This is a genomic window from Rhodococcus erythropolis NBRC 15567, from assembly GCF_001552595.1.
Classification (GTDB): Bacteria; Actinomycetota; Actinomycetes; order Mycobacteriales; family Mycobacteriaceae; genus Rhodococcus_F; species Rhodococcus_F erythropolis.
In genome coordinates, this window is sequence record NZ_BCRM01000001.1 from 381,336 (window position 1) to 405,598 (window position 24,263).

A 24,263-nucleotide genomic window follows, 5' to 3' on the forward strand; every position below is an offset into this window, starting at 1 on the left:
TTAGCGTGGAATTCATGAACGCTCTGATTCCTCGGCCACGAATGGAAGTGGCGCCAGGGGCGATTCTCGTTCCGGATTGGCTCAGCATCGAACAACAGCGCACCTTGGTGGCCGAGTGCCGACGGTGGGCGACCGCGCCCGTACCGATGCGCTCGGCCGTCGTCCCTGGTGGGCACAAGATGTCGGTGCAAACAGTCTGTCTCGGTTGGCATTGGCAGCCGTACAAGTACACGCGCACCGCCGACGACGTGAACGGTGAACCGGTTGCCGCTGTGCCCGACTGGCTCGTTGGCCTCGGCCGTAGCGCAGTTGCCGCTGCCTATGATGATCCGACTGCGGGGGAGCGGTACACGCCGGACACTGCGCTGATCAATTTCTACGACGAGGGCGCTCGGATGGGCATGCACCAGGACAAGGACGAGCGCTGCGACGCTCCCGTCGTCTCACTGAGCGTCGGGCAGAGTTGTGTCTTTCGGTTCGGGAATTCCGAGAATCGGAACAAGCCGTACACCGACGTCGAACTCCATTCGGGTGATCTCTTCGTCTTCGGTGGGGAGTCTCGGTTCGCGTATCACGGAGTGCCGAAAGTTATTGCGGGAAGTGCAAGTCTCGACATTGATCTGCCGTCCGGGCGGCTGAACATCACCCTGCGGGATACCGGAATGTCGTGAGCCTCAGGCTGATTTCGGCCTCGCGAATCGAGGGGATCGGTGGGCAGCACTCGAAGAAGAAACGGGCATTCAATTTATCGACATCCCAGGTCATTCTGAAATAGCCACCAACTGTGGTCTTTAGCTAAGACATCAATCTACGTTGAATCCGTCCAATTGGTCTCGTTTCATGTCAAGATCAACTGACGACCTTTCAGGCTGAACGAGATGGAGATTCGATGCATTCGATCACACGAGCGGCCCTCATCGGTGCTGCCGCTCTTCCGTTGGCAATGGCTGCTCCCTCGCTGGCCTCAGCTTCCACAGCTGCCGACGTCACCTTCGCTTACAGTGCTTCCGGCTCGACCGTGAGCAACACCATCACCAACAATTCGGGTGGAGCTCTGCAATGCAGCACCTCGCTCGCGAACGCGCCCGGCGGAGTGCTGCCACCAATCGAAGCCACGATCGGTCCAGGACAGACGATCTACGAGAGCGGCGTGATCCCCACCGGTACAACAGTTCAGACGATCAACGATATCCCGGACGGCTCCTACGTCGTCCTGGCATCCTGCGGCAGCGTCGATGAACCGACGAGTATGTGGGTATCGGACTACCCAGGACTCGAGCCCTACCTGGCGATGTTCCCGTACACCACATACGCGGTGCAACAGGCATCCTGGGTGGTCTCACTGCCCAGCGCTGGTGCGCCCACATCAACCCCTGGCATGAACTTCGGGAGCTGACACCGGTAGTGGAACTGTGGATCGCCATCTGCCCGAGAGAATCGGTGTCGGGCGCGACCACTGCCGTCATTGTGCAGTCATTGTTTTCGTCCATCAGAGCTCGCACTGTTCGTCTGTAGTGACAGTGCAATAGGTCCTGTTCATTGCGCAGGATGATCCCGAAGGAGAACTGAAGAGTTTGGGAGGCAGTTGTTTTGGCGAGAGCAACCTTTGTGTCATCAGTACAGTCTCGACCGAAACCAGTGATCGAGACTGATCATGTCTATCTTGTGCATGTCGAGACCCAGCTGGGCAGCAGCTTTCACTGCGTCGGCGCGGGGGATAGAGCTTTGGGGCAGAGTCCAATTGGTCTCCCGCGCATGGTGCTCGAGAAGGTCGATGACTGTCCGCGGGACAGGTTCGTTGACGTGAAGTGTTGAGCCGTAGCGAAATTGCTGTTCTGTCGACAGTTTGTAGATAGATCGGGCGAGTAGGTTTACGTCGACTACTGACAGGATCGCGCTACCATTGTCGATGATCGAGTCGAGTCGAGTGACGATTCGCGTCAGTGTCGGCAGAAACCATCTGTCGCCGGGTCCGTACACGAGATGGGGCCGGACGACGAGGCCTCCGGCGTCGCGCACGAACTCCTCGGCGAGGGCGCGCGTGCGGCTGGCAGGTGAGAGGGGTTTGAGAGGTGCGCCGTTGACGGGCAGGTCTCGAAACGGGCCCGGCCCGTACACCGCGGCGGTGCTGACGTAGAGCAGCCGTTCGACGCCGACGGCGGCGGCGATCGACGCAACGTTTCGTATGCCGTGTTCGTTGACGTGAACACACTGTTGTTCGTCGTCGCCCACGTACGACACGCAGCAGATGACGGTGGACGCCTGGCTCATTGCAACTCGTAGAGAGGCGCTTTCGTTGATGTCGCCGATAGTGGCGGCAATTCCGTTGCGGCTGAGTTGTTTGGCTGCGCTGTCCGTGCGCACGAAACCGATTGCAGCGTTTCCGTCCCGGGAAACCAGCTGGTTCATCACTGCTGAGCCGATGAAACCAGTGGCTCCGAGTACCAGAGTCGTCATGGTGTGTCCGTGTCGAGGGCGTTGCTGCCGGGTCTTTCGACGTATCGTTGAGATTCATTCCGTCGGCAACGAGAGCTGGGTAGATCATGCAGGAGCGTGCGGTCCTCACGCGCCAGGCCGTCATTTTGGGTGCTGCGAAGAGCTTCGAGAAGTTCGGGTACTCCGCCAGTCTGGGCACGATCTTGCAACACGGGGGCGTGTCCAAGGGTGCGATGTATTTTCATTTCGCGTCGAAGGAGGAGCTTGCGCACGCGGTCATCGCAGCGCAGCACGGTATGGCGATGGAGGGTACCCGGCGGGTTGCTGCGCATTCCGACATCGCGGTCGAAACCCTGGTGCTCGTTTCGCAGGAGATGGCTCGGCAGCTTGTGACCGAGCCCATCGCGCGAGGTGGCATGCGGTTGACGATGGAGATCGGCAGTATTCAAGGTCCCATCGAACAGCCGTATCTCGATTGGATCGAGGCTATCAAGCAGGTGGCAACCCAAGCCGCCGAAGCCGGCGATATCGTCCCGGGCACCGATATCGACGCGTTGGCTCGATTTGTGGTGGGGTCGTTCACCGGAGTGCAGATTCTCTCGGAAATGCTTACGGGCAGAACCGATCTGTACGAGCGGTTGAGTCAGATGTGGAACTTGGTGCTGCCAACGATTGTCCGCGAGGACAAGTTGGCGCACGTCATGCAACTGGCGGCGCTTGCACCGAGAGAGTGGGAACCACCGAGCGTTTGACGTGGATGATGCGACGAGAAGAACGTGTTTGTTCCCTTTCACAATTGGTCCGCAACTGTAAGTTCAAGTTCCGCGGTGGTTTCCAGTTCTTGAGTGAACCGAACTCGGTGCACATGGCCTGACGCGTCAAGGGGGGTCGTCGACACCTCGCACGGCGTTTCCCATTCAGTGAACCTCGGAAAGACCGCCGAGAGTGAGGCGATCTTGGTTGCTGGGTTGCCGATGTGGAATCGGACCGCTTGTCGGGCGGCCTCGAAAAGAATCATTCCTGGGACGTGGTCGACGGGGTGGTCGAAAAGGGAGTGGTTGCGCGGATCGGGAGTGCAGAACATCGTGTGCCGAGCAGGATCAGTGCTGATGAGCACATCTCCATCGGTTAGGCGTCCGACTCGCTCCGATCCGACCACCTCGGTTCCGGAAGGCAGGATGCGCCGGCTCGGGCGGTGGTCTTCTCGTCCTTGCCGGATTCGACGGTATCCCTCGGGGCTGACTCCTCGCGCAACAGCTTTGCATCTGGCGACGTGCCGGTTGCCCTCTCTGAGGATCCCCGACACTTCGACCCCCGAGACCGCATCCGTCGCGATGAGTGAGGTTGTCCGCTGTCATCGAGAAACTCAACGGCTCCGCGACTGGTTGCACGTCGAGCGCATCCAACATCTCGAAGCTGAAGGTTTCCATGAGGAACTTGTAGTGCAGTGGAATCTCGTATCGGGTGTGGCAGAGAAGCACCACTGCCTGTCGAAATGCTTCTGCCACCCCGAGTGGATCGTGTTGCTCGCTCGATACGTCGAATATCCGGTGCGAGACCGGGAGTTGCACAGCAACCTGGTACGCCGAGTCCGATTCGATCCGGTAGTCCGTCAAGAAAACCTCGGCAACAGCATGTCTGTGGACGAGATGCCGCGGAACTGTGCGTGTGTATTCCATTGATTGAATGCACCTTTCGATGTTCGCTCGTGTCTTCGGTGTCGTGTAGGAACCAATTTTCGACGTCCGGACACGTCGTCGAATCGTCAAAATTGACGATCTTTGCGAAGGTCGAGTTCGATCAGGGGTAGCACCCATCTCAACGAGTGTGTCTGGGGCACTTCCTGCTAGAAGCGTCCGATCCGAAGTTCCAGCGGGTGTCTGCGTGCGTCGTGACCAGAGCGGCGGAGCATCGCGCATGCCTCCAGTTGGGAGTGCACCCCTAGTTTCTGCAGGATGCTTCGGACGTGGGCGCGAACCGTGGTCGGTGCGATGTGGGCGGTTCGAGCAATCGAGTCGACATTCGAACCGCCGTAGAGAAGACCCACGATCTCGAATTCGCGATCGGTGAGACTGCCGATTCGTGCGGATTCTTCGGTGCGCAACCGGATGCGTTGTACGAGCGAGGACTTCTCGTGTGCAGGTTGAGTGGAATTGGGGTTGAGTGCGGCCTGCAGCTCATCGAGCAGCGATGCGAACGGGAGTTGAGAGTTGAGCGCGGAGTGGGCGCCCGCAGCAAGCCCCCGAATCATGGAGCGGCCGCTACTGAGATCGCCGACCAGGACCGATCCCTCGAGTGCGGAAAGCTCCTTCACGTGCCAATCGACGCCCCCGAGTGGTAGGAGAACAAGCGCTCTACCGTGATCGCTGGTGTGGTGCCTTAACAGGCTCATGTCTGCGGTTTGTGGCGCGGAATAGGCCCTGGTGCTGATTCCGGCAGCGATTGCATTGGCGAACCCTCGATCGCTATGAGTGGTGTACACCGTGACTGTGCTGGAGTGTGTCATAGCGACTACATCACCGGTGGAGGTCCAGTCCGCCCGTTTTCCTCGTTGCGAATCCAAAACCGTTGGTTTCAGCGTGGTTTCGTCAGCGGGCTCGTTATCGGAGTGACCTCTCCGCTGATGCGCACGAAGGGTGACAGCGATAGCGCAGTTGTCCGTCCGCCCATGGAGACTCGTGCGTTCGACGCGTCATCCAGGCGAATAGAGTGTGGCGCCTCCGGTGCCACATAAAAGCTCCCGTAGACACCTGATGATGTGCCCGCGAATTATGCTAGGGCGCTGAATATTTGGGCGACGAGTATCCCGCGTAGACGAGCCATGGGACGTTCCGTCGACGATGTGAACGACTCTCCAATGGCTCGAGGCATTCAGGCGTCTCGATCGAGTTTCCGCGAGGCCGGTGCGTCCCGCTCTCAATGTTCTGTGCCCAGTCGGGTCGAGACATTGACTGTTACCGCCAGTTGCACATACCCTGTACATTGGCGCTGACCTTAGGGAACCCGGCCTGAACCGGCCGATCGTTCTCGGCCACTGCCGACGCCAGATGTAGCTTCGCGACGACCTACGAAACGAGTTTCCTCCATGACAAAGCATGTCGACGTACTGATCATCGGCGCTGGCTTGTCCGGAATCGGCGCGGCTTGCCACCTCATTCGTGAGAAGACCGGAAGCACTTACGCGATCCTCGAGCGCCGCGAGAACATCGGTGGCACCTGGGACCTGTTCAAGTACCCGGGCATCCGTTCGGACTCCGACATGCTCACCTTCGGATTCGGTTTCCGTCCTTGGATCGGCACCAAAGTGCTCGCAGACGGCGCCAGTATCCGTGACTACGTCGAGGAAACCGCCAAGGAATACGGCGTCACCGACCACATCAACTTCGGCCGCAAGGTCGTGTCTATGGACTTCGACCGTACCGCCGCGCAGTGGTCCGTGACCGTCCTGGTCGAGTCGACGGGGGAGACCGAGACGTGGACCGCGAACGTCCTCGTCGGCGCCTGTGGTTACTACAACTACGACAAGGGCTACCGCCCCGCCTTCTCCGGTGAGGACGACTTCCGCGGTCAGATCGTTCACCCGCAGCACTGGCCGGAGGATCTCGATTACACCGGAAAGAAGGTAGTGGTCATCGGTTCCGGCGCCACCGCGATCACGCTGATCCCGTCGATGGCCCCCACCGCCGGTCACGTCACCATGCTGCAGCGCTCGCCCACGTGGATCCAGGCGCTTCCGTCCGAGGACCCTGTTGCCAAGGGTCTCAAGCTCGCACGCGTTCCCGACCAGATTGCTTACAAGATTGGTCGAGCCCGCAATATCGCACTGCAACGCGCCAGCTTTCAGCTTTCTCGCACCAACCCGAAGCTGGCCAAGAAGCTGTTCCTCGCCCAGATCCGCCTGCAGCTCGGCAAGAACGTGGACCTGCGTCACTTCACTCCCAGCTACAACCCGTGGGATCAGCGCCTGTGCGTGGTTCCCAACGGGGACCTGTTCAAGGTGCTCAAGAGCGGCAAGGCCGACATCGTCACCGACCGTATCGCCACGTTCACCGAGAAGGGCATCGTGACCGAGTCGGGCCGCGAAATCGAGGCCGACGTCATCGTCACGGCGACCGGCTTGAACGTACAGATTCTGGGCGGCGCAACCATGAGCATCGACGGCGAGCCGGTCAAGCTCAACGAGACTGTGGCCTACAAGAGCGTGCTCTACTCCGACATCCCGAACTTCCTGATGATCCTCGGCTACACCAACGCGTCGTGGACGCTCAAGGCTGACCTGGCCGCGTCCTATCTGTGTCGCGTGCTCAAGATCATGCGCGATCGCAGCTACACGACTTTCGAGGTTCACGCCGAACCCGAGGACTTCGCCGAAGAATCTCTCATGGGCGGAGCCCTGACCTCGGGCTACATCCAGCGCGGCGACGGAGAAATGCCGCGTCAGGGTGCCCGCGGCGCGTGGAAAGTGGTCAACAATTACTACCGCGACCGCAAGCTGATGCACGACGCCGAGATCGAAGACGGTGTGCTGCAGTTCAGCAAGGTCGATATTGCTGTCGTGCCTGATAGCAAGGTCGCCAGCGCATAGTCGACTCCACCTGAGGCGAACCGGTCGCACCACCCAGACGTCGGTCCGACGTCTGGGAAGGCTGAACGTGACGCTGCGAGATATCGGTATGGCGTGACTGCTCAGGCTGATTCTGTCCGCTTGACCCGCACGTTATGCACAACCATCGGGACAGTTATTGCCAGGACCATCGCTATCACGAACACCGATATGAAAACCCAAGGACGTTCTGTATCGGATGCTCGGACGGTCAGCACCGCCCCACTCGTAAGCAGGGGCATCCCTGCTGCCGCGAGTAGATCGACGTGCCGCGGGGCGACAGGAGGTCCGGCGAAGTATGGAACTCGAACCCCGGAGTTCTCCCGAAGCATCCGTCGCTCCGACATCGCGTAAGTGCTCGCGCCGACTGCGAAAATGACCAGTCCCAGTACGACAAGACCAATTCCCGTTCGGGTGGTGAGAGCGGCAAACATGAACACCGATGTCACTGCCGGATAGAGAACCGCCATCTTCCAGAGTGGAGTCTTGGTCCGCGTGTCGACTGCAACACTGACCGGGCGCATCGGTTCGAGAGGCTCCATCAGCTCAGCGTGCCATGCGCCGCTCGGGAAACAAACTGTCTGTGCCGTTTCTGGCAGACTCCGGCTGCCTGGCCTGGATGTCGGGACCCCTCACTACGATTCTCGTCGTGACCGATTACGACGATCTCGACATGTTCGGGGGCCTCGACGCCTCCTCCCTGCCGCTCCGCCAGCAGCAGATTCTGATGACCATCCGGGATCTCGTGGCTGCTAACGGGTGCACACCGAGCACGCGGCAGATCGGAGACGCGGTTGGTCTGCGCTCGACGTCGACGGTATCCAAGCACCTCAAGAGCCTCGAAGAAAAGGGCTTCCTCCGTAGGGGAGCGGCCATGGCTCGGCAGTTGGACGTGCGGCCGTTCCTCGTGGGAGCGAAGGAGCAATCGTCGTCGAATACGGTGACGGTTCCGGTCGTCGGTGACATCGCGGCCGGCGCGCCGATCCTCGCGGAGGAGCACGCCGACGAGGTGCTGGCACTTCCTCGCGAGCTCGTCGGCTCCGGCACGGTGTTCGGACTTCGGGTGCGCGGTGAGTCGATGGTCGACGCAGCAATCTGCGACGGCGACGTCGTCGTGGTGCGGCGCCAGGACGAGGCGCATTCCGGCGAGATCGTCGCCGCGATGATCGACGGCGAGGCCACTGTGAAGGTGCTCCGACGTCGCGACGGTCACGTGTACCTCGAGCCTCGTAATCCCGCATACAGCGTCATCGACGGCGATCGCGCGGCCATCTTGGGCAAGGTTGTTTCGGTGATGCGACGTATCTGAGAGGTGTCCGGTCTCAGCGATGGTTGGCGCGGGGACCGTTGTATTCCCCATCGGTGACTTTGTCGCCCCATGTCGTTTCGGTGCCTCCCTCGCCGGGTCCTTCCCACAGCGCAAGGTGGGTCATGAAACGGTCGGGTGCCGCGCCGTGCCAGTGTTCCTCTCCTGCCGGGGTATAGATGGTCTCGCCCGGGTGAACTTCGACGATCTCGCCGCCGCGAGCTTGAACCAGCGCGGTCCCGGAGACGATGTGGAGGGTCTGCCCGAGGACATGGGAATGCCAGTCGGTTCGCGCACAAGGTGCAAAGCGAACCATGTTGGCGCGCATCCTCGACGGCTCCTGGCCGGCGTAGATGACGTCCCACCAGACGTCGCCGGTGAACCAGTCGCTGGGTGCTTTGCTGGTGGGCTGGGGCTTCAAGATTTCCATGAGGTCTCCTCGGAATCGAAAGGGGCGGTTCAGTTCTGCGTCAGCGGAACAAGTCGAATGGTGTTGGGTGCGGCGGCGCGGCCGGTGACGGAGCCGACGATCTGCGGGCCGTAGCGGTCGTACTTGGTGTGGTAGGCGGAGTCGATCGCCGAGTGCGCATCCGGTGCGGCGGACTCGAACACCACGTCCCGCTCAATTCCTCCTGCGCGGATTCGGCCCCTTCCACTTGCCGTTGCTCGGACGAACCACGGGTTGTCGGTTCCGTATGCCGAGCGCACGTACAGTTGGTTGTCGGCACGGACGACCCAAATCGTGACGTACGGCCTTGCGGTGCCGTCGCGGCGGTACGAGGAGATCTGCAATTCCTCGGCACCACCGATCTTGGTCAGTTCAGCCTCGGTCCACGAGTGCGACATCTCGGCTTCCTTTCTCCTGTTCGAATTGCTTTGTGGTACTTCGCGTTCTCGTAGCCGGGACGATCAGTGCGAGGACGATGACGAGACAAGCGGCCAGCAGGGCGGTGCCTGCGGTGAGAGCCGTTGATACGTGATCGGTGAGTGCCGTTGTAGCGTCGTCGGCAGAGGCTCCGGCGCCCGCGGAAACTGCGACGAGGATGCCGAGTCCGAGAGCACTGCCCAGTTGGTGTGCAGTGTTGACCAATCCTGATGCGGCACCGGCATCCTCGGCCTCCACCCCGGAGATACCGGCAGAAGTCAGCGGAGCGAAAGCCAACCCCTGCCCGGCGCCGATCAATATCATCGGAAGTGCTATCGCAGTGAGATACGTGCTACCGGGATGGACCAGACTGAGCCACGCCATCCCGGCGAGGGTGACGGCAATGCCAACCGACAGAATTGCGGAATTTCCGAATCGTGGTGTCAGTCGCGGAATCAGCATCGCCACAGCAAAATTGACGATCGTCATCGGGAAGAAGGCGATGCCAGCTTGGAACGCGCTGAAGCCCATGACGCCTTGGAGTAGCTGAGTGGTGAAGTAGAAAAATCCGATCATGGCACCCAGATAGAGCATTCGGGCGGCGTACGCCCCGGATCGCTCCCGGCTGCGGAACAACCGCAGTGGCATGATCGGCTGCTCCGCTCTAGCTTCGTTGAGGAAGAGCAAGGTCAGTAGTATCGCCCCGGCCGCCAGTGTCGCAACAGTGATCGGTGAGGTCCACCCCGCTTCGGCCGAGTCGACGGTGCCGAAGACGAGTGCGGTCATGCCGAGTGTGGCGAGAACAGCGCCCGCCACATCGAAACGTCCGGAGTTGGGTTCGGTTTCCGGAATGAACCGGGGAGCGAGCGCGATCATCGCGATTCCGATCGGAACGTTGATGAAAAAGCCTGCGCGCCAAGACACCCAGTCGGCAAGGGCGCCGCCGATCACGAGGCCGAGGCTGGCGCCTATTCCCGCCGCAGCGCCGTACCAGGCAACAGCGCGCGTTCGCTCCGGGCCGGGCGGGAAACTGGCAGTCAGCAGTGACAGCGACGCCGGGGCCACCACTGCGGCTCCGACGCCTTGGAGAGCGCGCGCCGCGATGAGCCACCAACCGTTCGGCGCGACCCCGACGAGAAACGACGCAATCGCGAAAATTGCGAGACCGGAGACGAATACGCGACGACGGCCGAAGATATCCCCGAGACGAGCGCCCAGCAGGAGAAGGCCGCCGAACACCAGGGTGTAGGCGTCCTGGACCCAGGACAGCCCGGTTGCCGAGTAACCCAAGCTGCTTTGGATGCTGGGTAGCCCGGTGAAGATGATCGAATTGTCTAGCAGGATCATGAAATAGCTGATCAGAATGATCGCCAGGATCGCGGTGGAATTGATGCGACCGGCAACGGGACGGTTGGCAGTGTGGGTCACGCGCTTCTTCTTCGCAAGTGGTGGACGTTCGCAAGTGGTGGATTACGGGCGGACGAGGACCTTCAACGATTCACGGGAGTCCATGGCTCGATAGCCTTCCGCTACGTCGTCGAGCCCGACGGTGTGGTCGAAGACCTTGCCCGGCTCGATCTTTCCGTCGAGCACATCCGGCATCAGCTCTTCGATGTACGCGCGCACCGGAGCCGGTCCACCGGTGAGCGTGATGTTGGGTCCGAAGAGCGTCCCGAATCCGATTGGAGCTTCTTCGTATTGGGGTACTCCGACTCGGCTGATGACGCCGCCCGGTCGGACAACTCCGAGTGACTGCTCATAGGCAGGCATGTGACCTACCGCTTCGAGGACGACATGAGTGCCGTCGCCTCCGGTCAGTTCGCGGACTTTCTCGATGCCCTCGTCCCCACGTTCGGCAACTACATCGGTGGCTCCGAACTCGAGACCGAGATCCGTGCGGGTCTTGTGGCGCCCCATGAGGATGATGCGCTCGGCGCCGAGGCGTTTGGCGGAGAGCACTGCCATCAGCCCCACGGCTCCATCGCCGATGACCGTGACCGTCGTGCGTTGGTTGACGCCACCCTTGACCGCCGCGTGATAGCCGGTGCCGAAGACGTCGGAGAGCGTGAGCAGTGACGGCAGGAGTTCGGAGTCCTCACCGACCGGCGCCTTGACCAGGGTGCCGTCTGCCAACGGCACTCGGATGGCCTCCGCCTGCCCGCCTCCGATCCCGTTTCCGGCCCAGAATCCGCCGTGGCGGCAGGACGTCTGCAAGCCTTCGCGGCAGAAGTCGCACGTCCCGTCGGACCAGGCGAAGGGCGCGATGACGAAGTCGCCCTTCTTCAACGTGGACACCTCGCGACCGGTCTCTTCGACCACTCCGACAAATTCGTGGCCCATCGGGGAACCACCGGGTGTTGCCGGCATGTTGTGGTAAGGGTGCAGGTCAGAGCCGCAAACGCAGGCCCTGACGACCCGCACGATCGCGTCCGTCGGCTGCTGCAGTACCGGATCGGGCACGGTCTCGACCCGAACGTCTCCGGCGCCGTACATGATGGTTGCTCGCATGGTGTCCCCTCTTGCTTCTGGTGTCGCGTGCTTGGAAGTCGACGTTTCTGCGTGAACCGGTCGACTGCAATCAGTCAACGCGGCGCCTCGCGAGCGCGGGAGTGTCTGTTGTTCCAGGTAACGGCAGTACCTCCCTCGGTCTTCGCCGCTCGAGTAACGTGAACTGCATGGACAACCGAGCCGAGATCCGCGAATTCCTCAGCTCCCGTCGTGCTCGCATCACACCCGAGCAGGCAGGGCTCCCGGCTTACGGCGGAAACCGTCGCGTCAAGGGGTTGCGCCGTGAGGAAGTCGCTCTGCTCGCCGGTGTGAGCATCGACTACTACGTGCGCATGGAACGCGGAAATCTGGCGGGAGCGTCGGATTCGGTACTCGAAAGCCTTTCCCGAGCACTGCAACTCGACGAAGCCGAAACTGCCCATTTGTACGACCTCGCGAAGGCCGCCAGTGCAGGCGCACCGAGTAGAAAGCGGCCCGCCCCCAAGGGCGTGAGCCCGGCGATTCAGCAGATACTCGACGCCATCACCGACGCGCCGGCGTGGGTACGCAATGCCAGGCACGACATGCTGGCGGCCAATCGCATGGCGCGCGCGTTGTATTCGCCAGTCTTGGCTGATCCGCGTAGGCCGGCGAACAACGCCCGCTTCGTGTACCTGGACCCGGCGTCGCAGGACTTCTTCGTAGATTGGGAGCGCGCGGCAGACGACATCGCCGCGATGCTCCGCTCGGAAGCGGGGCGCAATCCCCATGACAAGGCGCTGACCGAGCTCATCGGTGAACTTGCCACTCGCAGTGAGGTATTCCGCACCCGGTGGGCGAAACACAATGTGCGCTTTCATCGGACGGGATTCAAGAAGGTTCGTCACCCCGTCGTCGGCGACCTGGAGCTGAACTTCGAGGCGATGGAACTGCCGTCCAATCCCGGGCTGACACTGCTGGTCTACACCGCGGCGCCGGGGACGCCCACGGCTGACGCACTCAAACTCTTGGCGAGTTGGGCGGCAACCCAGGATCAGTTGGATCCGGCGAACGACAGCGAAGCGGCGCTCTGAGTTCGGTCGGCAAGTAGACCTGTCGATCAGCTCAGATGCGTTACCGCCCAGGCCACCTGGTCTCCACCCCGTCGCTTGGCTCGATACATCGCGTTGTCGGCGTCGGCAAGTATCCGATCGATGGTTCCTGAAGCGTCCGGGATTGTCGAGGACAGCCACACGCTGGCTCCGACGCTCACGGAAATCGACTGCCGACCGGCGGGCCGCGATATCGAATTGTGAATGTCCACCACGGTTTGTTCGATGCGACGTGGCTCCACGGGCATGAGAATCACGAACTCGTCGCCGCCTGTCCGGGCAACCAGCCCGACCTCTCCGACCGCTGAGTTCAGACGCCGACCGACTGTCACCAGCATCCGATCACCTTCTGCGTGACCCAGTTTGTCGTTCACGCTCTTGAACGAATCGACATCGATCACCACCGCGAGGACAACGTGTCCTTGGAGTTCGCCGACACCGAACAGCTGTTGCCAGACGTTGTGCAGCCCACGTCGGTTCAGAGCAGCGGTGAGTGGATCGCGCCAAGAGTGTCGTGCATCGTCGGTCAGGTACAAGACGAGGAAATGCACGGTCATCGCGGCGGACGCGATAACACACCCGATGACGAATCCAGTGGACACCGACAGCGAAGAATCGGTATCCGGATCGGTTACAGCGCGAATTGTCAGTAGGGCAACGACGAACAGCGCGCCGACGATCTGTGCCGTGACTATTCGAGGGCTGTGGAATACCGACGAATAGTTCGCGACGACCACGAACAGAACGGCGCCGGTCAACGCCAGGAAGCTCGAATGGATTCCGGCGAGAAGTATCAAGGACAAGCAGATATTGGTGAGCGAAATGAAACGAACGGATTGGTGGTGGCTCGGCCAGGACCGTCCGAGTGACCAGCGAATCATGCAGTAGAGCGCGATCATGCATGCTGCGCCCGCCGCGAGCCGTTCAGGGAGGTCGGTTGCGCCACCCTTCACGAATTGAGCCAGTACGGCGAGTGCCACGAACACGGCGCACCAAAAGGTGACGACCACTCTGGCTGTCCCCAACATCGATCGAGCAGCCAGAAACCGAGGGAACCATTCACCGTCGTACGCAAGAGACCACCAGCGACGCAACAGTCCAGTTGTTTGACGAATGTTCTGCCCCAACCCCGCAGCGCCACTGACTCCCATGAAACCCCCTCCGAGATCTTGCGAAAATTCCCGGAAGATTCTTCGTCAAGATTTGATCCCCGAACAAGGTACCCGATAGTTGAACGATGGATTGATGCCTCGTGAGGTGTGGGCCGCTCTAAGGTGCGATCGGTGTGGTCAGGATCTTTCTGAGTGCCGGAAGATCCAGGGTTGCAGCAAGATCTGCAATCGTGACTCCCGACAGCGATGCGCGCCAGGCTTTTTCGGCGTCGGCCATGACTTTGGCAATTCCGCAGGCGGAACGGCATTGCTCCGGTGGAGCGGCGAGGATTCCTTGCTGTCGAATCTCCGTGCACCGGAACGCAGGTTCAGTGCCGTCAACCGCCTGGACGACGTCGAGAACGGTGATTTTCTCGGGAGCCCGGGTGAGGACGTACCCACCGTCTCGGCCCTCGGTCGGATTGACCAGACCGGCGTGCGCGAGCGCTCGCAGATGCTTCGCCAGGTATGTCTTCGACACCCCGTGAAGTTCGGCGAGTCTGGCTGTGGGTACCGGCCCCTCGGCCTGGCTGAGAACCACACAGCAGTGGAGTGACCACTCCACGCCTCCGGAAAGCTTCATGGTTGAACTCTATCGACGTGGTGGAACGTGATGCGGGCCGGACGTCGCTCGAGTGGTCGACGTCAGGCCTTCTCGGCAAGCCACACGTCGTACGTTGTCGGCGCAATCCATGCGTCGGCGCCGGGTGTCGGGGTGAGTGCCGAGTTGTCGAGTTTCGCGCCGAAGTACCCGGCCTCGGGATCGGAAATCACCGAGCGCTTGTCGCCGGTGACGACGAACAGGCGCCGGACCAGTTCGTCGATGCCCAGCGGTTCGGGCCCGGCGATCTCGACCGTGCCGTTACGCGGCGCACCGGTCACTACCTCGGCGACGTGAGAAACGACGTCCCGTGATGCGATGGGCTGCAGATGTGCCTGTGTTGCATGGACCGTGCCGTCGGTGGTTCCGGCGTCGGCGATTCCGGCGACGAACTCGAAGAACTGGGTCGATCGGACGATCGTGTATGGGGTCGGGCCGGCTTTGACCAGGTCTTCCTGGGCGATTTTGGCTCGCATGTACCCGGAATCGGGCAGTCGATCGGCGCCGACGATGGACAGGATGACGTGGTGACCGACGCCCGCCTTCTCTTCTGCGGCGAGGATATGGCTGGTTCCGTCATGGAAGAAGGCCAAGACGTCTTCGTCCGACCACGACGGGGAATTGGTCAGATCCACGACGACGTCGGCACCATCGACTGCTTCGGCGATTCCTGCGCCGGTGGTGATGTCGATCCCGTCTGCCCGGCCGAGCGCCTTCACGTCGTGCCCGGCGTCAGCGAGCTTGGCGGCGACCTGGCTTCCGATCAGTCCGCTTCCGAAAATGACGATCTTCACGATTTTCTCCTTTACTCGGATAAGTCGTGTCCAAGTATACTCGGACACAACTTATCCAAGTCAAGGGTTGTCTGATCAGTCGAAGAGTTCGGCTGCCAGTGCTTCGTAGGTCGCGAGCGGATCACCCTCGGCGGGAAGTGCTTGGATCGCAACGTGATCGGCACCTGCCGCGACATGCTCCCGAAGTCGATCCGCGATGGACTTCGCGGTACCGCGCGCAACCAGAGCGTCGATGACGCGATCGTTTCCTTCGTTCGCCAACTCTTCGGGCGCAAAACCGAGGCGCTCGAGATTGCTCGTGTAGTTGCGCAGATACAGATACGGGTTGGCGACGGCGGGGCGACCGATTGCTCTGGCCTTCTCCGGATCGGTTTCCAGAACAACCTTGTGCTCGGGGGCAAGAATCTTCGAAGGGCCGAGGATTTCACGAGCTTCGGCGGTGTGTTCGGGGATGGTCAGGTACGGATGCGCGCCGGCAGCGCGATCTGCGGACAGTTTCAACACTTTCGGTCCCAGTGCGGCGAGGACGCGCCGCGATTCCGGGACCTGGGCCTCGTCGAGTTCGTCGAGGTACGACACGAGCGAGGCGTACGGCTTGGTGTAGTCGCCGGTCGCCTCCGGATGTCCGACGCCTACGCCGAGCAGGAATCGCCCCGGATGTGCGGCTTCGAGTCGGTGATAGGACTCCGCCACCTCGGCCGCAGGTGAGGACCAGATGTTGACGATTCCGGTTGCCACGGTGATGTGCTCGGTCGCGTCGAGAAGTTTCTCGGCGATCCGTAGATCGGCGCGTGGTGAGCCGCCGATCCAGATGGTGCCGAAACCGAGTTTCTCGATCGCTGTTCCCAGTCCCGGCGGCAAACCAGCCGCTCCTCGCCAGATTCCGTAGGTGCCCAGGTCAGGTGTTTTCGTAGTCTCCGTCACAGCGGGTGCAACTCGGCTGCTGCCGGGATCTATTCCTTCCGTCGTCATTTGCCCGGCGCGCGGTAGTCGGTCGGTCGCTTGACTGCCTCGTCGATCTGCTCCGGCGTGAGCAGCGTGATCGACTCCGAGCGTGCTGCACCTGCCGCAGCCGTGCGAATGCTCAATGCGGCTGCCGCGACGTCGTCCGGTAGGTTGCCGATGACGAACATGTCGTGACCGCCCAGTGCGAAGTGGCAGGATTCGACTGTGCCGCCGATGCTTTCGACCATTCGGGTTATCGCGTCGCGCCGCGCAGTGCCTCCCTCCTGCTGTAGGCCGGCGGCGCCGGAAGGTGAGTACGTCACTTGCCAGAGGTATTTCGGCATTTCCACTCCTTGCTCGGGATGGGTACTTCGATCGTGTACCCGTAGGGCGCTCGGTGGCAATGGGTAGGGGACAATCACGGCATGGTTGGAACTCCGGTGATCGTGACTATCGTGTCCGTGTGTGTGGGTTTTGTGATCTTCATGCTGGCTGCCAGTGGTGCACGCGGAAAGTGGGACCGTCGCCTCGTGATCGCGTTGTTCGTCGGCGCGGTGGTGTGCCTGACCGTCGTACCGGTATCCGTCGCGCTCAGTGCCGGAGTTTGAAACACGGAGTGTCAAAACGCTCGAGTGCCGCTTAGTCTGAATCGATGGCAGATATTCGGGTAGGTATCTCCGGGTGGACGTATCCCGCGTGGCGCGGAGATTTCTATCCGAAAGGTCTTGCTCACCGCAAAGAATTATCTTATGCCGCAGAGAGATTGACGTCGATCGAGATCAACGGCTCGTTCTATGCCCTGCAGAAGCCGGAAAGCTACACCAAATGGCGCAGTGAAACTCCCGAAGATTTTGTGTTCGCGATCAAGGGCGGCCGGTACATCACGCACATGAAACGACTGCTCGACGCCCGTGACGGACTCGCCAACTTTTTCGCCGCCGGAACACTCGCCCTCGGTCCCAAGCTCGGACCGATCCTGTGGCAACTACCTCCGACGCTGCAGTTCGAACCGCAGCGGTTGACCGACTTCTTCGACGGTCTTCCCCGCACCACCCAGGCTGCCGCCGATCTGGCAGCACAGCACGACGACAAACTCACCGAAGACCGAGTGTTTGCCCAGACCGAGAGGGATGTGCCGATTCGCTACGCGGTGGAAGCGCGGCACGCCAGCTTCGAGACCGACGAAGCCGTGGACCTGATGCGCGAGCACTCCATCGGTTTTGTCGTCGCAGACACCGCCGGCAGATATCCCCGCATCACCACTCCGACTACCGATTTTGTCTACGTGCGGATGCACGGGGACAAGGAACTGTATGCGAGTGGGTACACCGACGAAGCTCTGGACAAGTGGTCCAAGCGCTTTCGGGATTGGATGGACGAAGGCCTCGACGTGTACGTCTACTTCGACAACGACATGAAAGGCTTTGCGCCGCACAACGCAATGTCCTTGTTGGAGCGGCTGCGCTGACGGATCGCCTGGCCTGTCGGTGGGATGTGGAAGGCTTCCGCATGAACGCGAGGACCGAGGAGATACCACGATGACGCCAGACCAGCGGACGCCAGAACAGAGCTGGCCGACGCATTGGCCGAAGGTCGCCCGTGACATCGCTGATGCCACGGCCGACGCACTCGCCGCGGTGCGGGCGGCAAATCGTGACGGACTGCTCGTGGCTGTCGAGGAACTGCGCGGGCTCTCGTTCGAGCAGGTCAGCTCGGTTCACGCGGCGATCGTGCGCGAATTGCTCGAGGACACGCATCCGGACGGCTTGTCCAGCGAGGACGTGCAGGATGCGCTTACTGCCTGCGCCAAGTCCACAATCGTGTGGCTGCCGGATCTGGACGTGCAGGCGCTCGCTGCGGTCTACACCGGGGCGCTCGGGATTTCGGATCTGGAGGACGATTCGTTCCGCATCGGGCACGGCGCGTACCTGCGTTCGGCGGTTCTGGTCATCGGGAGTTTGTCGACCGGAGTGAAGAAAGCTCAGAGCGCGTACATCATTCGTGCAATCGACGAAATCGCACGTGCTCAGACCATCGAGATGCCCTGAGCGTCAGCTCGTAAATCGAATTAGGCTGAGGTCATGTCCAAGATCGCCAGCGCAGATCGTGTTTCGTTTGCCGAACTCCTCGAGTTCATCAGGCCGCGCCATCGGGCCACGTTCGTCACGGTGAAGAAATCCGGCGAGTTGCAGATCTCTCCGGTGACGTGCGGGGTCGACGACGAGGGCCGGATCGTCATCTCCACGTACCCGGAACGGGCCAAGGCCGCGAACGTTCGCCGCACCCCGGCGGTGTCTCTGTGTATCCACTCCGACGAGTGGAACGGTCCGTACGTCCAGGTGAACGGAACCGCGGAGTTGATCGACCTCCCGGACTCGGTGGAACCGTTGGTCGACTACTACCGATCCATCGCCGGTGATCATCCCGACTGGGACGAGTACCGCGAAGCCATGCGCAAGCAGGGCAAGAGCCTGATCCGCGTCACCGTCGACTCCTGGGGCCCGATCGCAACAGGCGGGTTTCCGCCCGGACGCTGACGCTATCGAGCAGGTGGCGAGAGTTCGACTACGTGCGCATCTCTGGCGGCCAGCGGTTCTTTGCAGTGTGCGCACACAACTTGGGCGTGCAGGATCTCACCGCAGCGATGTTCGACGACGGTAGGCGGCGGACCCGTCGTCGCAAAGGTATCTCCCCATTCCATGAGTGCCATCAGGATCGGGTAGAGCGCCTTCCCTGATTCGGTGGCGACGTATTCGTAGCGCGGTGGATGGTCTTCGTAGCGACGCTTCGTGAGGACGTCGGCCTCGACGAGGGTGCGCAGACGCGCGGCGAGGATGTCGCGGCTCGCACCCGTGCCCGCGGCGATCTCGTCGAACCGTCGTTGCCCGAGGACGATTTCTCGGAGCACCAACAGCGACCACTTCTCGCCGACGACCTCCAAGGCGTTGGCGATGGAGCAGTTGCGTCCTTTTGTCGCCGTCATCTCTGGGCCCCTGTTAGTTGGAAAAGTTAGTTGGGAATTCCAACTTAGCACTTGACGTTATGTATTCGAGGGCGGAAGGTAGGTCGAGAAATCCAACGGAGCAGATGAGGGGTCGTCATGACGGAATTGAATCTCGAGGCAGCAAGCGGATTTGTCAGCGCTGCCGGATTGCAACTGGACGAGGTGTCCGGCACGAAGGTCGTCGGGCACATCGATCTGTCCGAGGCGCATCACACTCCGTGGGGTGTAGTCCACGGCGGTGTCTACACGACCGCCGTCGAGTCGGCCGCGAGTATCGGAGCCAGCACTGCAGTGGCGGATCGTGGCGAATTCGCCGTCGGCGTCCACAACGGAACGGATTTCCTGCGGGCGCGTACGGGTGGGCGCGTGGACGTCGTGGCTGTGCCGATACAGCAGGGACGCGTTCAGCAGTTGTGGTCGGTGGTCATCACCGATCCGGAATCGGGCAAAGAGGTGGCGCGCGGTCAGGTGCGATTGCAGAACGTACCGCTGCCGAAGTAGGTCAGTCCCAGATCCCCGAGTCGATGTTGCGTGAGATTCGTTTGAGCAGTGCCGTCAACTGGGCGCGTTCGTCCTCGTCGAGTCCGGTCAGTACTTGACGGTCTCGCTCGACGCGTCGGGGAAACTCTGCCTCGACCAATGCGCGACCGGCATCGGTGAGTTGAAGCAGAACCACCCGTCCGTCGTGTTCGAAACGCTGACGCTCGACAAAGCCCAGCTTGGCCAGACGGTCTGCGTGTTTTGTGGTGGCGGCGCCGCTGACCATCGTGACGGCGGTGACTTCACTCGCTCGCAGGGGACGGTCACTGCGAGCGAGTGCACTCATCACGTCGAATTCGGCGCGAGAGACCCCGCTGGACGCCAAGGCGCGATCGAGCTGGTGAAGAGACTGCGCGTTGATGCGGGCGATCCGGCCCATCACTTCGACGGGAGCGGTGTCGAACTCCGGGTAGGCGCGCTTCCATTCGCGACGGACTTTGTCGATGAAGTCGTCTTCGGATCTGTCAGTCGCACCCATGGCCCCATCTTAGCGACAGAATTCACATTACTTCACAAGTAATTTACTGGTGAAATAAATGTATGCTGAGTCGGTGACCCGAACCGAAACCGCAGCCAGGACGCCCAGCCGTCTCACTCATTCGAGTGAGGCCATTGCACATACGGTCTCCGGGGCGACGTGGCGAGCGGCTTTTCGCGTCGGATCCGCCGACGCGACCATCGCCCCCGCGATCAGGGTCGGGCTCGCCACCGCCGTAGTCCTCGTGGTCGGCGGACTGCTCGGGCATCGGGAGTTGGCCGGCTTCGCGGCCTTGGGCGCGCTGTGCGCCGCGTTCGGTAGGTACGAGCCGTATCCCCGGTTGGCGGGCAAGCTGGCGATGGTCGGTGCCGCATTGGTGGTGTCCATCGCTTTCGGCAGCGCAATGGGTGTTGTGGGCGTTCCGATGTGGTTGCAGATCGGCATCCTGTCGTTGCTGGCCGGTGCGTCGTACTGCTTCATGTCGGGCTTCCGGATCACCGGACCAGGGCCCGTCATCCTCGTCTTCGCGGCGACCGGTGCAGCCGGATATGCCTCCAGTGTCGATGATCTGGCGAGGCTGGTGACTGCCGGTGCGCTCGGAGTTGTGGTCGGTTGGGTGGCCGCGATGCTCCCAGCGCTCGTACTGCCGATGGGGCCTGCCCGTCTGGCAGTTGCTCGTGCAGTCTCCGCAGTGGGGCGTCTCGAACAGTCCGGCACAGACGCAGTGGAACCGGCGCTCGGATCGATTGCCAACGCCCGCTTGGTCATTGCGTCGAGCGGTCGGATCAAGTCGACCGTCGATCACGGACGCGAACTGGTCGCGGTGCTCGACGAAGCAGAAGCGGCAGTACAGCAATGGCAGTTGCACGGCGATGCGACTTTGATCCGGAGTATTGCTCAGCACGAGAAGGAGCTTCGGAAGCTCAAGCGCTCCAGCATGATCGAACACGACCTCGCGCCGGCGCCCACGCTTGCCGCACCCGAGGGCTATTTTCTCGAAGGATTGCGCCGACTGTATTCGCGCCCGGTGCGGATGAATGCTCTCCGCATCGTGGCGGCCTCGGCTCTGGCCGGTTGGCTCGCGGCAGGAGCCGGGTTGGAGCATCCGCTGTGGGCGTCGATGGGTGCCATCGCCGCGATGCAGGGACTGAACTACAAGCAGACCGTCCAGCGCGGGATTCAGCGGTTGGTGGGAAATGTCGGCGGCGCCGTCGTGGCCGCTGGGCTCATCGCATTGACACTCGGCTACTGGCAAGCCGTTGCCGTGATCGTGATTCTGCAGACTGCTGCGGAGCTGCTCGTCATCAAGAACTATGCGCTGACGTCACTCGCCGTCACTCCGATGGCACTGCTTCTCATCGGTTTCAGTGCCCCGATCGGGACCGAAGCGGCAGTGGCTCGCGTCGCAGACACTCTCATCGGCGTGGTGATCGGTATCGTCGTCGCCGCTGTCACGATCAGTCGATCGGATCGCCACCACGTCACCGTGTAACCGGTACTGCTGTGTTTCCGGTACTGCTGTGTTTCCGGTACTGCGTAGGCTCCTGCAGGTGGAGGACAGCACGCCGATCGACGGCCGGAAACTGCGTTACCAGCATCGCCGTGCCGAATTGCTCGCGCAGGTAACCGCGTATGTCACGGCGAACGGCGTCGGTGAACTGTCCATGCGGCCGTTGGCCAAGGACCTGGGGATCAGCCATGCGACACTCATCCACCATTTCGGTTCGAAGGAACAACTACTCACTGAAGTAGTCGCAACCCTGCGAGACAGCTCTTCTCTCGACATCTCTTCCGGGACCGACATCGTCGAGATGTTGACGAGTTACTGGAATGGGCGCACATCAGCGGAATCGTTGCCGAGCTTTCGGTTGATGTTCGAGATCTACGGACAGGCGTTGTTGCATCCGGAGCGGTATCGCGAGTTTCTCGATCATGTGGTGGGGGACTGGTTGGGTGGTTTGACGGAAGCGGCGCTCGCGCATGGATGTCCGCCCGATCGCGCTGATCGCTACGCGACGATCGTGTTGGCGCAGATTCGGGGGTTGACGCTCGATCTCGTGACGACCGGTAATCGCGTCAGAATCGACGCGGCGTTTGCCGAATTCGCGGCCGCGATGGGCGCTCTGGTCAGCTCGTGGAAGGCGATCTGACGGTCCGATTGCCGTGACGCTTCAGGCGATCTGCTCGAACAGGGACACGATGATCCCTTCCGGCCCACGCACGTAGGCCATGCGCACGCTGTTCTCGTACTCGCCGATCCCGCCGATGAGCCCGTAACCATCCGCAGCCACCGCGTCGACCGCCGCCTGGAGATCGCCCACCTCGAAAGACACGTTGCGCAGACCGATCTCGTTGGCCATCGGAGCAGGCGATCCGGGTACGTGGTCGGGCCTGACGAAGGACGAGAGCTCGAGCCGTGACCCTTCGCCCGGAGGGCGCAGCATGGCGATTTCACACTTTGCTCCAGGGATACCGCAGACGGTTTCCACGAACTCGCCCTCCACGGATCCGGTGCCCTCCACCTCGAGACCCAGAACGACGAAGAACGCCGTCGCTGATTCGAGGTCCGCGACGGTGATGCCGATGTGGTCGAAACGCTGTACGTGTGCCATGGACACATCCTCCTACTGTTTCTTCGTGCCGGTTCGATACTGGGTCGGAGTCGGGGCCGGGATCTCGACATGTACGTGTCGCAAAGCTGCAAGATTTTGCTTGACCGATCGGTTAAACAAAATCTACGATAACGTCCAACGAGGTCGCCCACCGCACGAACCGGAGTCGTCAGACGTGAAATTCCAGTCGAAGTCGTTTGCCCGCATATCCATCGCAGCCCTCTGTGCTGCAACGATCGGCTCCGCCGTTGCTGCGCCCATCGCGTCCGCGCAGGCGCCGAGCGCGTCGCAAGCCACCGGCACTGTGGTGTCGAGTGAGCCGCTACCGAAGGATCTGTGGATTCCGGGTACCGCCGACGCCAAGCGATTCACGTACTGGACCATCGGTTCCAACGGCGGGCCCGCGCTGAGCAGTGGCGCGTACTACGTCCCGGCCGGCCCGGCACCGGAAGGTGGTTGGCCCGTCATCGCCTGGGCGCACGGCACCACCGGACTCGACGATTCCTGTGCCCCTTCGCTGGTCGGTCCCGGCCTGCCCGAACGTGACTACCCGTACCTGGGGCGCTGGCTCTCGGAGGGCTACGCCGTCGTCGCCACCGACTACGTCGGTCTGGGTACACCAGGGCTGATGCCGTACCTCGACGGAAAGGTGGAGGCGCACAGCGTAGTCGACTCGGTCAAGGCGGCCCGGGTCATCGACTCCTCCATCTCGAATCGTTGGGCAGTGGTCGGACAGTCGCAGGGCGGCGGTGCGGCCATTACGACGGCCCGCTACGCAACCGAGTACGGAGGGGATTCGCTCGACTACCGCGGTGGCGTGGGTACCGGAGTGCCGGCCAACATCGAGTTGACCCTCCTGCCTGCCGGTCCGGGCTTCCCTCCCATCGCCCTCGGCGGCGGGTTGACGTCGTACGCGCTCTACATCCTCGCGGGCTTGCGGGAAGCGCACCCCGAGATCGACTTGAATTCCTACCTGAACGACTTGGGAAGGGAAAAGGTCGACTCGGCCGAAAAGCTCTGCGCCGCAGACCTGGACGAGGCATCCAAGGATCTGGTCCTCGGTGACATCTTCTCCCGCCCGCTCAGTCAGATCCCGAACTTCCAGGGTCTGCTGAACGATTACATGGGTGTACCGACCAGTGGATACGACCGCCCTATCTTTATCGGCCAGGGCCTGCTTGACGTGGATGTCCCTGCACCGTCTGCACTTTCGCTGGTTGCAGCGTTGGTCGCCAACGGTGAACCGGTCACGTTCAAGACCTACAACACCGATCACAGCGGCGCTTTGGTCGAATCGCAGGCCGACACGATTCCGTTCGTCGCGAACCTGTTCCGCTAGGCATACCGAGA

At 61.7% G+C, this 24,263-nt stretch carries 31 protein-coding genes; 14 read left to right on the forward strand and 17 right to left on the reverse strand.

The genetic code is table 11. From position 1 onward, the window contains the following. Positions 1-14: 14 nt before the first annotated feature. Together RE4_RS01785 and RE4_RS01790 are read left to right on the forward strand one after the other, a co-directional pair. The gene (locus tag RE4_RS01785) at positions 15-671 is read left to right on the forward strand and encodes an alpha-ketoglutarate-dependent dioxygenase AlkB family protein (protein ID WP_042953100.1); all 657 of its coding nucleotides are present in this window, start codon (positions 15-17) and stop codon (positions 669-671) included. 218 nt (positions 672-889) lie between these two features. Further along, positions 890-1,396, forward strand: coding sequence for a hypothetical protein (locus RE4_RS01790; RefSeq protein ID WP_020909371.1), 507 nt, complete (start codon positions 890-892; stop codon positions 1,394-1,396). Between the two features lie 218 nt (positions 1,397-1,614). On the opposite strand, the gene RE4_RS01795 is transcribed toward RE4_RS01790, so the two are convergent. After that, the gene (locus RE4_RS01795) at positions 1,615-2,457 is read right to left on the reverse strand and encodes an NAD-dependent epimerase/dehydratase family protein (RefSeq protein WP_060937876.1); all 843 of its coding nucleotides are present in this window, start codon (positions 2,455-2,457) and stop codon (positions 1,615-1,617) included. A gap of 86 nt (positions 2,458-2,543) precedes the next feature. Between RE4_RS01795 and RE4_RS01800 the strand changes: the two genes are divergently transcribed. After that, complete coding sequence (locus RE4_RS01800; protein ID WP_019745609.1) at positions 2,544-3,188, forward strand: ScbR family autoregulator-binding transcription factor; 645 nt, start codon at positions 2,544-2,546, stop codon at positions 3,186-3,188. A gap of 38 nt (positions 3,189-3,226) precedes the next feature. Here RE4_RS01800 and RE4_RS31505 read toward each other — a convergent pair whose 3' ends face one another. From RE4_RS31505 to RE4_RS01810, 3 genes are read right to left on the reverse strand one after another with little or no spacing between them, the layout of a single operon-like run. Next, complete coding sequence (locus RE4_RS31505) at positions 3,227-3,595, reverse strand: AfsA-related hotdog domain-containing protein (protein WP_495677201.1); 369 nt, start codon at positions 3,593-3,595, stop codon at positions 3,227-3,229. Next, positions 3,537-4,355 (reverse strand): AfsA-related hotdog domain-containing protein, encoded by an 819-nt coding sequence (locus RE4_RS01805; RefSeq protein ID WP_306305298.1) that lies wholly within the window; start codon positions 4,353-4,355, stop codon positions 3,537-3,539. Before RE4_RS01805 ends, RE4_RS31505 begins: the two co-directional genes overlap by 59 nt. Next, positions 4,283-4,942: a helix-turn-helix transcriptional regulator gene (locus RE4_RS01810; protein ID WP_029537113.1), complete on the reverse strand. Its 660-nt coding sequence runs from the start codon at positions 4,940-4,942 to the stop codon at positions 4,283-4,285. Before RE4_RS01810 ends, RE4_RS01805 begins: the two co-directional genes overlap by 73 nt. Positions 4,943-5,521: 579 nt before the next feature. Between RE4_RS01810 and RE4_RS01815 the strand changes: the two genes are divergently transcribed. Continuing rightward, positions 5,522-7,021: a flavin-containing monooxygenase gene (locus RE4_RS01815; RefSeq protein WP_060937877.1), complete on the forward strand. Its 1,500-nt coding sequence runs from the start codon at positions 5,522-5,524 to the stop codon at positions 7,019-7,021. A 101-nt stretch (positions 7,022-7,122) separates the two neighbouring features. Here RE4_RS01815 and RE4_RS01820 read toward each other — a convergent pair whose 3' ends face one another. After that, positions 7,123-7,581, reverse strand: coding sequence for a hypothetical protein (locus RE4_RS01820; protein ID WP_060937878.1), 459 nt, complete (start codon positions 7,579-7,581; stop codon positions 7,123-7,125). 77 nt (positions 7,582-7,658) lie between these two features. Between RE4_RS01820 and lexA the strand changes: the two genes are divergently transcribed. Then, on the forward strand, positions 7,659-8,348 hold the full coding sequence (gene lexA, locus RE4_RS01825) for a transcriptional repressor LexA (RefSeq protein ID WP_020909365.1): 690 nt from the start codon (positions 7,659-7,661) through the stop codon (positions 8,346-8,348). A 13-nt stretch (positions 8,349-8,361) separates the two neighbouring features. Here lexA and RE4_RS01830 read toward each other — a convergent pair whose 3' ends face one another. The 4 genes from RE4_RS01830 to RE4_RS01845 are packed head-to-tail and all read right to left on the reverse strand — an operon-like array spanning position 8,362 to position 11,718. Further along, positions 8,362-8,775 (reverse strand): (R)-mandelonitrile lyase, encoded by a 414-nt coding sequence (locus tag RE4_RS01830; RefSeq protein WP_060937879.1) that lies wholly within the window; start codon positions 8,773-8,775, stop codon positions 8,362-8,364. A gap of 29 nt (positions 8,776-8,804) precedes the next feature. Beyond that, the gene (locus tag RE4_RS01835; protein WP_019745602.1) at positions 8,805-9,191 is read right to left on the reverse strand and encodes a DUF2255 family protein; all 387 of its coding nucleotides are present in this window, start codon (positions 9,189-9,191) and stop codon (positions 8,805-8,807) included. After that, entirely contained in the window at positions 9,166-10,638 is a 1,473-nt protein-coding gene (locus RE4_RS01840) for an MFS transporter (RefSeq protein WP_019745601.1), read from the reverse strand. The genes RE4_RS01835 and RE4_RS01840 overlap by 26 nt, the downstream gene beginning before the upstream one ends. Positions 10,639-10,680: 42 nt before the next feature. Further along, positions 10,681-11,718 carry a zinc-dependent alcohol dehydrogenase family protein gene (locus tag RE4_RS01845; protein WP_021345745.1) on the reverse strand — a complete coding sequence of 346 codons (1,038 nt, stop codon included), beginning with the start codon at positions 11,716-11,718 and terminating at the stop codon, positions 10,681-10,683. 167 nt (positions 11,719-11,885) lie between these two features. Between RE4_RS01845 and RE4_RS01850 the strand changes: the two genes are divergently transcribed. Then, entirely contained in the window at positions 11,886-12,770 is an 885-nt protein-coding gene (locus RE4_RS01850; protein WP_007729733.1) for a helix-turn-helix transcriptional regulator, read from the forward strand. A gap of 26 nt (positions 12,771-12,796) precedes the next feature. Here RE4_RS01850 and RE4_RS01855 read toward each other — a convergent pair whose 3' ends face one another. From RE4_RS01855 to RE4_RS01875, 5 genes are all read right to left on the reverse strand, one after another. Beyond that, a complete protein-coding gene (locus RE4_RS01855; protein ID WP_020971004.1) occupies positions 12,797-13,939 on the reverse strand; it encodes a GGDEF domain-containing protein in 1,143 nt (380 codons plus the stop codon). 118 nt (positions 13,940-14,057) lie between these two features. Then, a complete protein-coding gene (locus RE4_RS01860) occupies positions 14,058-14,522 on the reverse strand; it encodes an RrF2 family transcriptional regulator (protein WP_020909359.1) in 465 nt (154 codons plus the stop codon). A 62-nt stretch (positions 14,523-14,584) separates the two neighbouring features. Further along, positions 14,585-15,334: an SDR family oxidoreductase gene (locus RE4_RS01865; RefSeq protein WP_060937880.1), complete on the reverse strand. Its 750-nt coding sequence runs from the start codon at positions 15,332-15,334 to the stop codon at positions 14,585-14,587. A 75-nt stretch (positions 15,335-15,409) separates the two neighbouring features. Next, entirely contained in the window at positions 15,410-16,258 is an 849-nt protein-coding gene (locus RE4_RS01870) for an LLM class F420-dependent oxidoreductase (protein WP_031333826.1), read from the reverse strand. A 44-nt stretch (positions 16,259-16,302) separates the two neighbouring features. Next, complete coding sequence (locus RE4_RS01875) at positions 16,303-16,623, reverse strand: GYD domain-containing protein (protein WP_007729728.1); 321 nt, start codon at positions 16,621-16,623, stop codon at positions 16,303-16,305. Positions 16,624-16,704: 81 nt separating this feature from the next. On the opposite strand from RE4_RS01875, the gene RE4_RS01880 reads away from it, so the two are divergent. The 4 genes from RE4_RS01880 (at position 16,705) to RE4_RS01895 (ending at position 18,816) form a co-directional block, all read left to right on the forward strand. After that, a complete protein-coding gene (locus tag RE4_RS01880) occupies positions 16,705-16,887 on the forward strand; it encodes a hypothetical protein (protein ID WP_007729726.1) in 183 nt (60 codons plus the stop codon). A gap of 44 nt (positions 16,888-16,931) precedes the next feature. After that, positions 16,932-17,747, forward strand: a complete 816-nt coding sequence (locus RE4_RS01885) for a DUF72 domain-containing protein (protein WP_019745594.1) — start codon at positions 16,932-16,934, stop codon at positions 17,745-17,747. 70 nt (positions 17,748-17,817) lie between these two features. Next, complete coding sequence (locus RE4_RS01890) at positions 17,818-18,327, forward strand: hypothetical protein (protein WP_060937881.1); 510 nt, start codon at positions 17,818-17,820, stop codon at positions 18,325-18,327. A 33-nt stretch (positions 18,328-18,360) separates the two neighbouring features. Beyond that, on the forward strand, positions 18,361-18,816 hold the full coding sequence (locus tag RE4_RS01895; protein WP_007729721.1) for a PPOX class F420-dependent oxidoreductase: 456 nt from the start codon (positions 18,361-18,363) through the stop codon (positions 18,814-18,816). A 2-nt stretch (positions 18,817-18,818) separates the two neighbouring features. Here the strand turns inward: RE4_RS01895 and RE4_RS01900 are convergent, their stop codons facing one another. Next, entirely contained in the window at positions 18,819-19,262 is a 444-nt protein-coding gene (locus RE4_RS01900; protein ID WP_019745592.1) for a winged helix-turn-helix transcriptional regulator, read from the reverse strand. Positions 19,263-19,379: 117 nt separating this feature from the next. On the opposite strand from RE4_RS01900, the gene RE4_RS01905 reads away from it, so the two are divergent. Next, a complete protein-coding gene (locus tag RE4_RS01905) occupies positions 19,380-19,784 on the forward strand; it encodes a PaaI family thioesterase (RefSeq protein WP_019745591.1) in 405 nt (134 codons plus the stop codon). A gap of 1 nt (position 19,785) precedes the next feature. Here RE4_RS01905 and RE4_RS01910 read toward each other — a convergent pair whose 3' ends face one another. Further along, on the reverse strand, positions 19,786-20,301 hold the full coding sequence (locus tag RE4_RS01910) for a MarR family winged helix-turn-helix transcriptional regulator (RefSeq protein ID WP_019745590.1): 516 nt from the start codon (positions 20,299-20,301) through the stop codon (positions 19,786-19,788). 58 nt (positions 20,302-20,359) lie between these two features. On the opposite strand from RE4_RS01910, the gene RE4_RS01915 reads away from it, so the two are divergent. Then, positions 20,360-21,793, forward strand: a complete 1,434-nt coding sequence (locus tag RE4_RS01915; protein ID WP_051636510.1) for an FUSC family protein — start codon at positions 20,360-20,362, stop codon at positions 21,791-21,793. Positions 21,794-21,851: 58 nt separating this feature from the next. Beyond that, positions 21,852-22,451: a TetR/AcrR family transcriptional regulator gene (locus RE4_RS01920; RefSeq protein WP_060937882.1), complete on the forward strand. Its 600-nt coding sequence runs from the start codon at positions 21,852-21,854 to the stop codon at positions 22,449-22,451. Between the two features lie 21 nt (positions 22,452-22,472). Here the strand turns inward: RE4_RS01920 and RE4_RS01925 are convergent, their stop codons facing one another. Beyond that, positions 22,473-22,913 (reverse strand): VOC family protein, encoded by a 441-nt coding sequence (locus RE4_RS01925; RefSeq protein ID WP_020909353.1) that lies wholly within the window; start codon positions 22,911-22,913, stop codon positions 22,473-22,475. A gap of 175 nt (positions 22,914-23,088) precedes the next feature. Here RE4_RS01925 and RE4_RS01930 point away from each other — a divergent pair, with 175 nt between their 5' ends. Next, positions 23,089-24,252 (forward strand): alpha/beta hydrolase family protein, encoded by a 1,164-nt coding sequence (locus RE4_RS01930; protein ID WP_007729711.1) that lies wholly within the window; start codon positions 23,089-23,091, stop codon positions 24,250-24,252. The last annotated feature ends 11 nt before the right edge of the window (positions 24,253-24,263 follow it).

Bases quoted from the DNA above. Each gene is read 5' to 3' on its own strand.
- RE4_RS01875 (WP_007729728.1), bottom strand. From the start codon at position 16,623: ATGCCGAAATACCTCTGGCAAGTGACGTACTCACCTTCCGGCGCCGCC.
- RE4_RS01830 (WP_060937879.1), bottom strand. From the start codon at position 8,775: ATGGAAATCTTGAAGCCCCAGCCCACCAGCAAAGCACCCAGCGACTGG.
- RE4_RS01925 (WP_020909353.1), bottom strand. From the start codon at position 22,913: ATGGCACACGTACAGCGTTTCGACCACATCGGCATCACCGTCGCGGAC.
- RE4_RS01820 (WP_060937878.1), bottom strand. From the start codon at position 7,581: ATGGAGCCTCTCGAACCGATGCGCCCGGTCAGTGTTGCAGTCGACACG.
- RE4_RS01785 (WP_042953100.1), top strand. From the start codon at position 15: ATGAACGCTCTGATTCCTCGGCCACGAATGGAAGTGGCGCCAGGGGCG.
- RE4_RS01895 (WP_007729721.1), top strand. From the start codon at position 18,361: ATGTCCAAGATCGCCAGCGCAGATCGTGTTTCGTTTGCCGAACTCCTC.
- RE4_RS01855 (WP_020971004.1), bottom strand. From the start codon at position 13,939: ATGGGAGTCAGTGGCGCTGCGGGGTTGGGGCAGAACATTCGTCAAACA.
- RE4_RS01850 (WP_007729733.1), top strand. From the start codon at position 11,886: ATGGACAACCGAGCCGAGATCCGCGAATTCCTCAGCTCCCGTCGTGCT.
- RE4_RS01805 (WP_306305298.1), bottom strand. From the start codon at position 4,355: ATGCGCGATGCTCCGCCGCTCTGGTCACGACGCACGCAGACACCCGCT.
- lexA (WP_020909365.1), top strand. From the start codon at position 7,659: ATGTCGGGACCCCTCACTACGATTCTCGTCGTGACCGATTACGACGAT.
- RE4_RS01790 (WP_020909371.1), top strand. From the start codon at position 890: ATGCATTCGATCACACGAGCGGCCCTCATCGGTGCTGCCGCTCTTCCG.
- RE4_RS01915 (WP_051636510.1), top strand. From the start codon at position 20,360: ATGTATGCTGAGTCGGTGACCCGAACCGAAACCGCAGCCAGGACGCCC.
- RE4_RS01880 (WP_007729726.1), top strand. From the start codon at position 16,705: ATGGTTGGAACTCCGGTGATCGTGACTATCGTGTCCGTGTGTGTGGGT.
- RE4_RS01885 (WP_019745594.1), top strand. From the start codon at position 16,932: ATGGCAGATATTCGGGTAGGTATCTCCGGGTGGACGTATCCCGCGTGG.
- RE4_RS01890 (WP_060937881.1), top strand. From the start codon at position 17,818: ATGACGCCAGACCAGCGGACGCCAGAACAGAGCTGGCCGACGCATTGG.
- RE4_RS01910 (WP_019745590.1), bottom strand. From the start codon at position 20,301: ATGGGTGCGACTGACAGATCCGAAGACGACTTCATCGACAAAGTCCGT.
- RE4_RS01835 (WP_019745602.1), bottom strand. From the start codon at position 9,191: ATGTCGCACTCGTGGACCGAGGCTGAACTGACCAAGATCGGTGGTGCC.
- RE4_RS01900 (WP_019745592.1), bottom strand. From the start codon at position 19,262: ATGACGGCGACAAAAGGACGCAACTGCTCCATCGCCAACGCCTTGGAG.
- RE4_RS01800 (WP_019745609.1), top strand. From the start codon at position 2,544: ATGCAGGAGCGTGCGGTCCTCACGCGCCAGGCCGTCATTTTGGGTGCT.
- RE4_RS01815 (WP_060937877.1), top strand. From the start codon at position 5,522: ATGACAAAGCATGTCGACGTACTGATCATCGGCGCTGGCTTGTCCGGA.
- RE4_RS01795 (WP_060937876.1), bottom strand. From the start codon at position 2,457: ATGACGACTCTGGTACTCGGAGCCACTGGTTTCATCGGCTCAGCAGTG.
- RE4_RS01860 (WP_020909359.1), bottom strand. From the start codon at position 14,522: ATGAAGCTTTCCGGAGGCGTGGAGTGGTCACTCCACTGCTGTGTGGTT.
- RE4_RS01810 (WP_029537113.1), bottom strand. From the start codon at position 4,942: ATGACACACTCCAGCACAGTCACGGTGTACACCACTCATAGCGATCGA.
- RE4_RS01905 (WP_019745591.1), top strand. From the start codon at position 19,380: ATGACGGAATTGAATCTCGAGGCAGCAAGCGGATTTGTCAGCGCTGCC.
- RE4_RS01845 (WP_021345745.1), bottom strand. From the start codon at position 11,718: ATGCGAGCAACCATCATGTACGGCGCCGGAGACGTTCGGGTCGAGACC.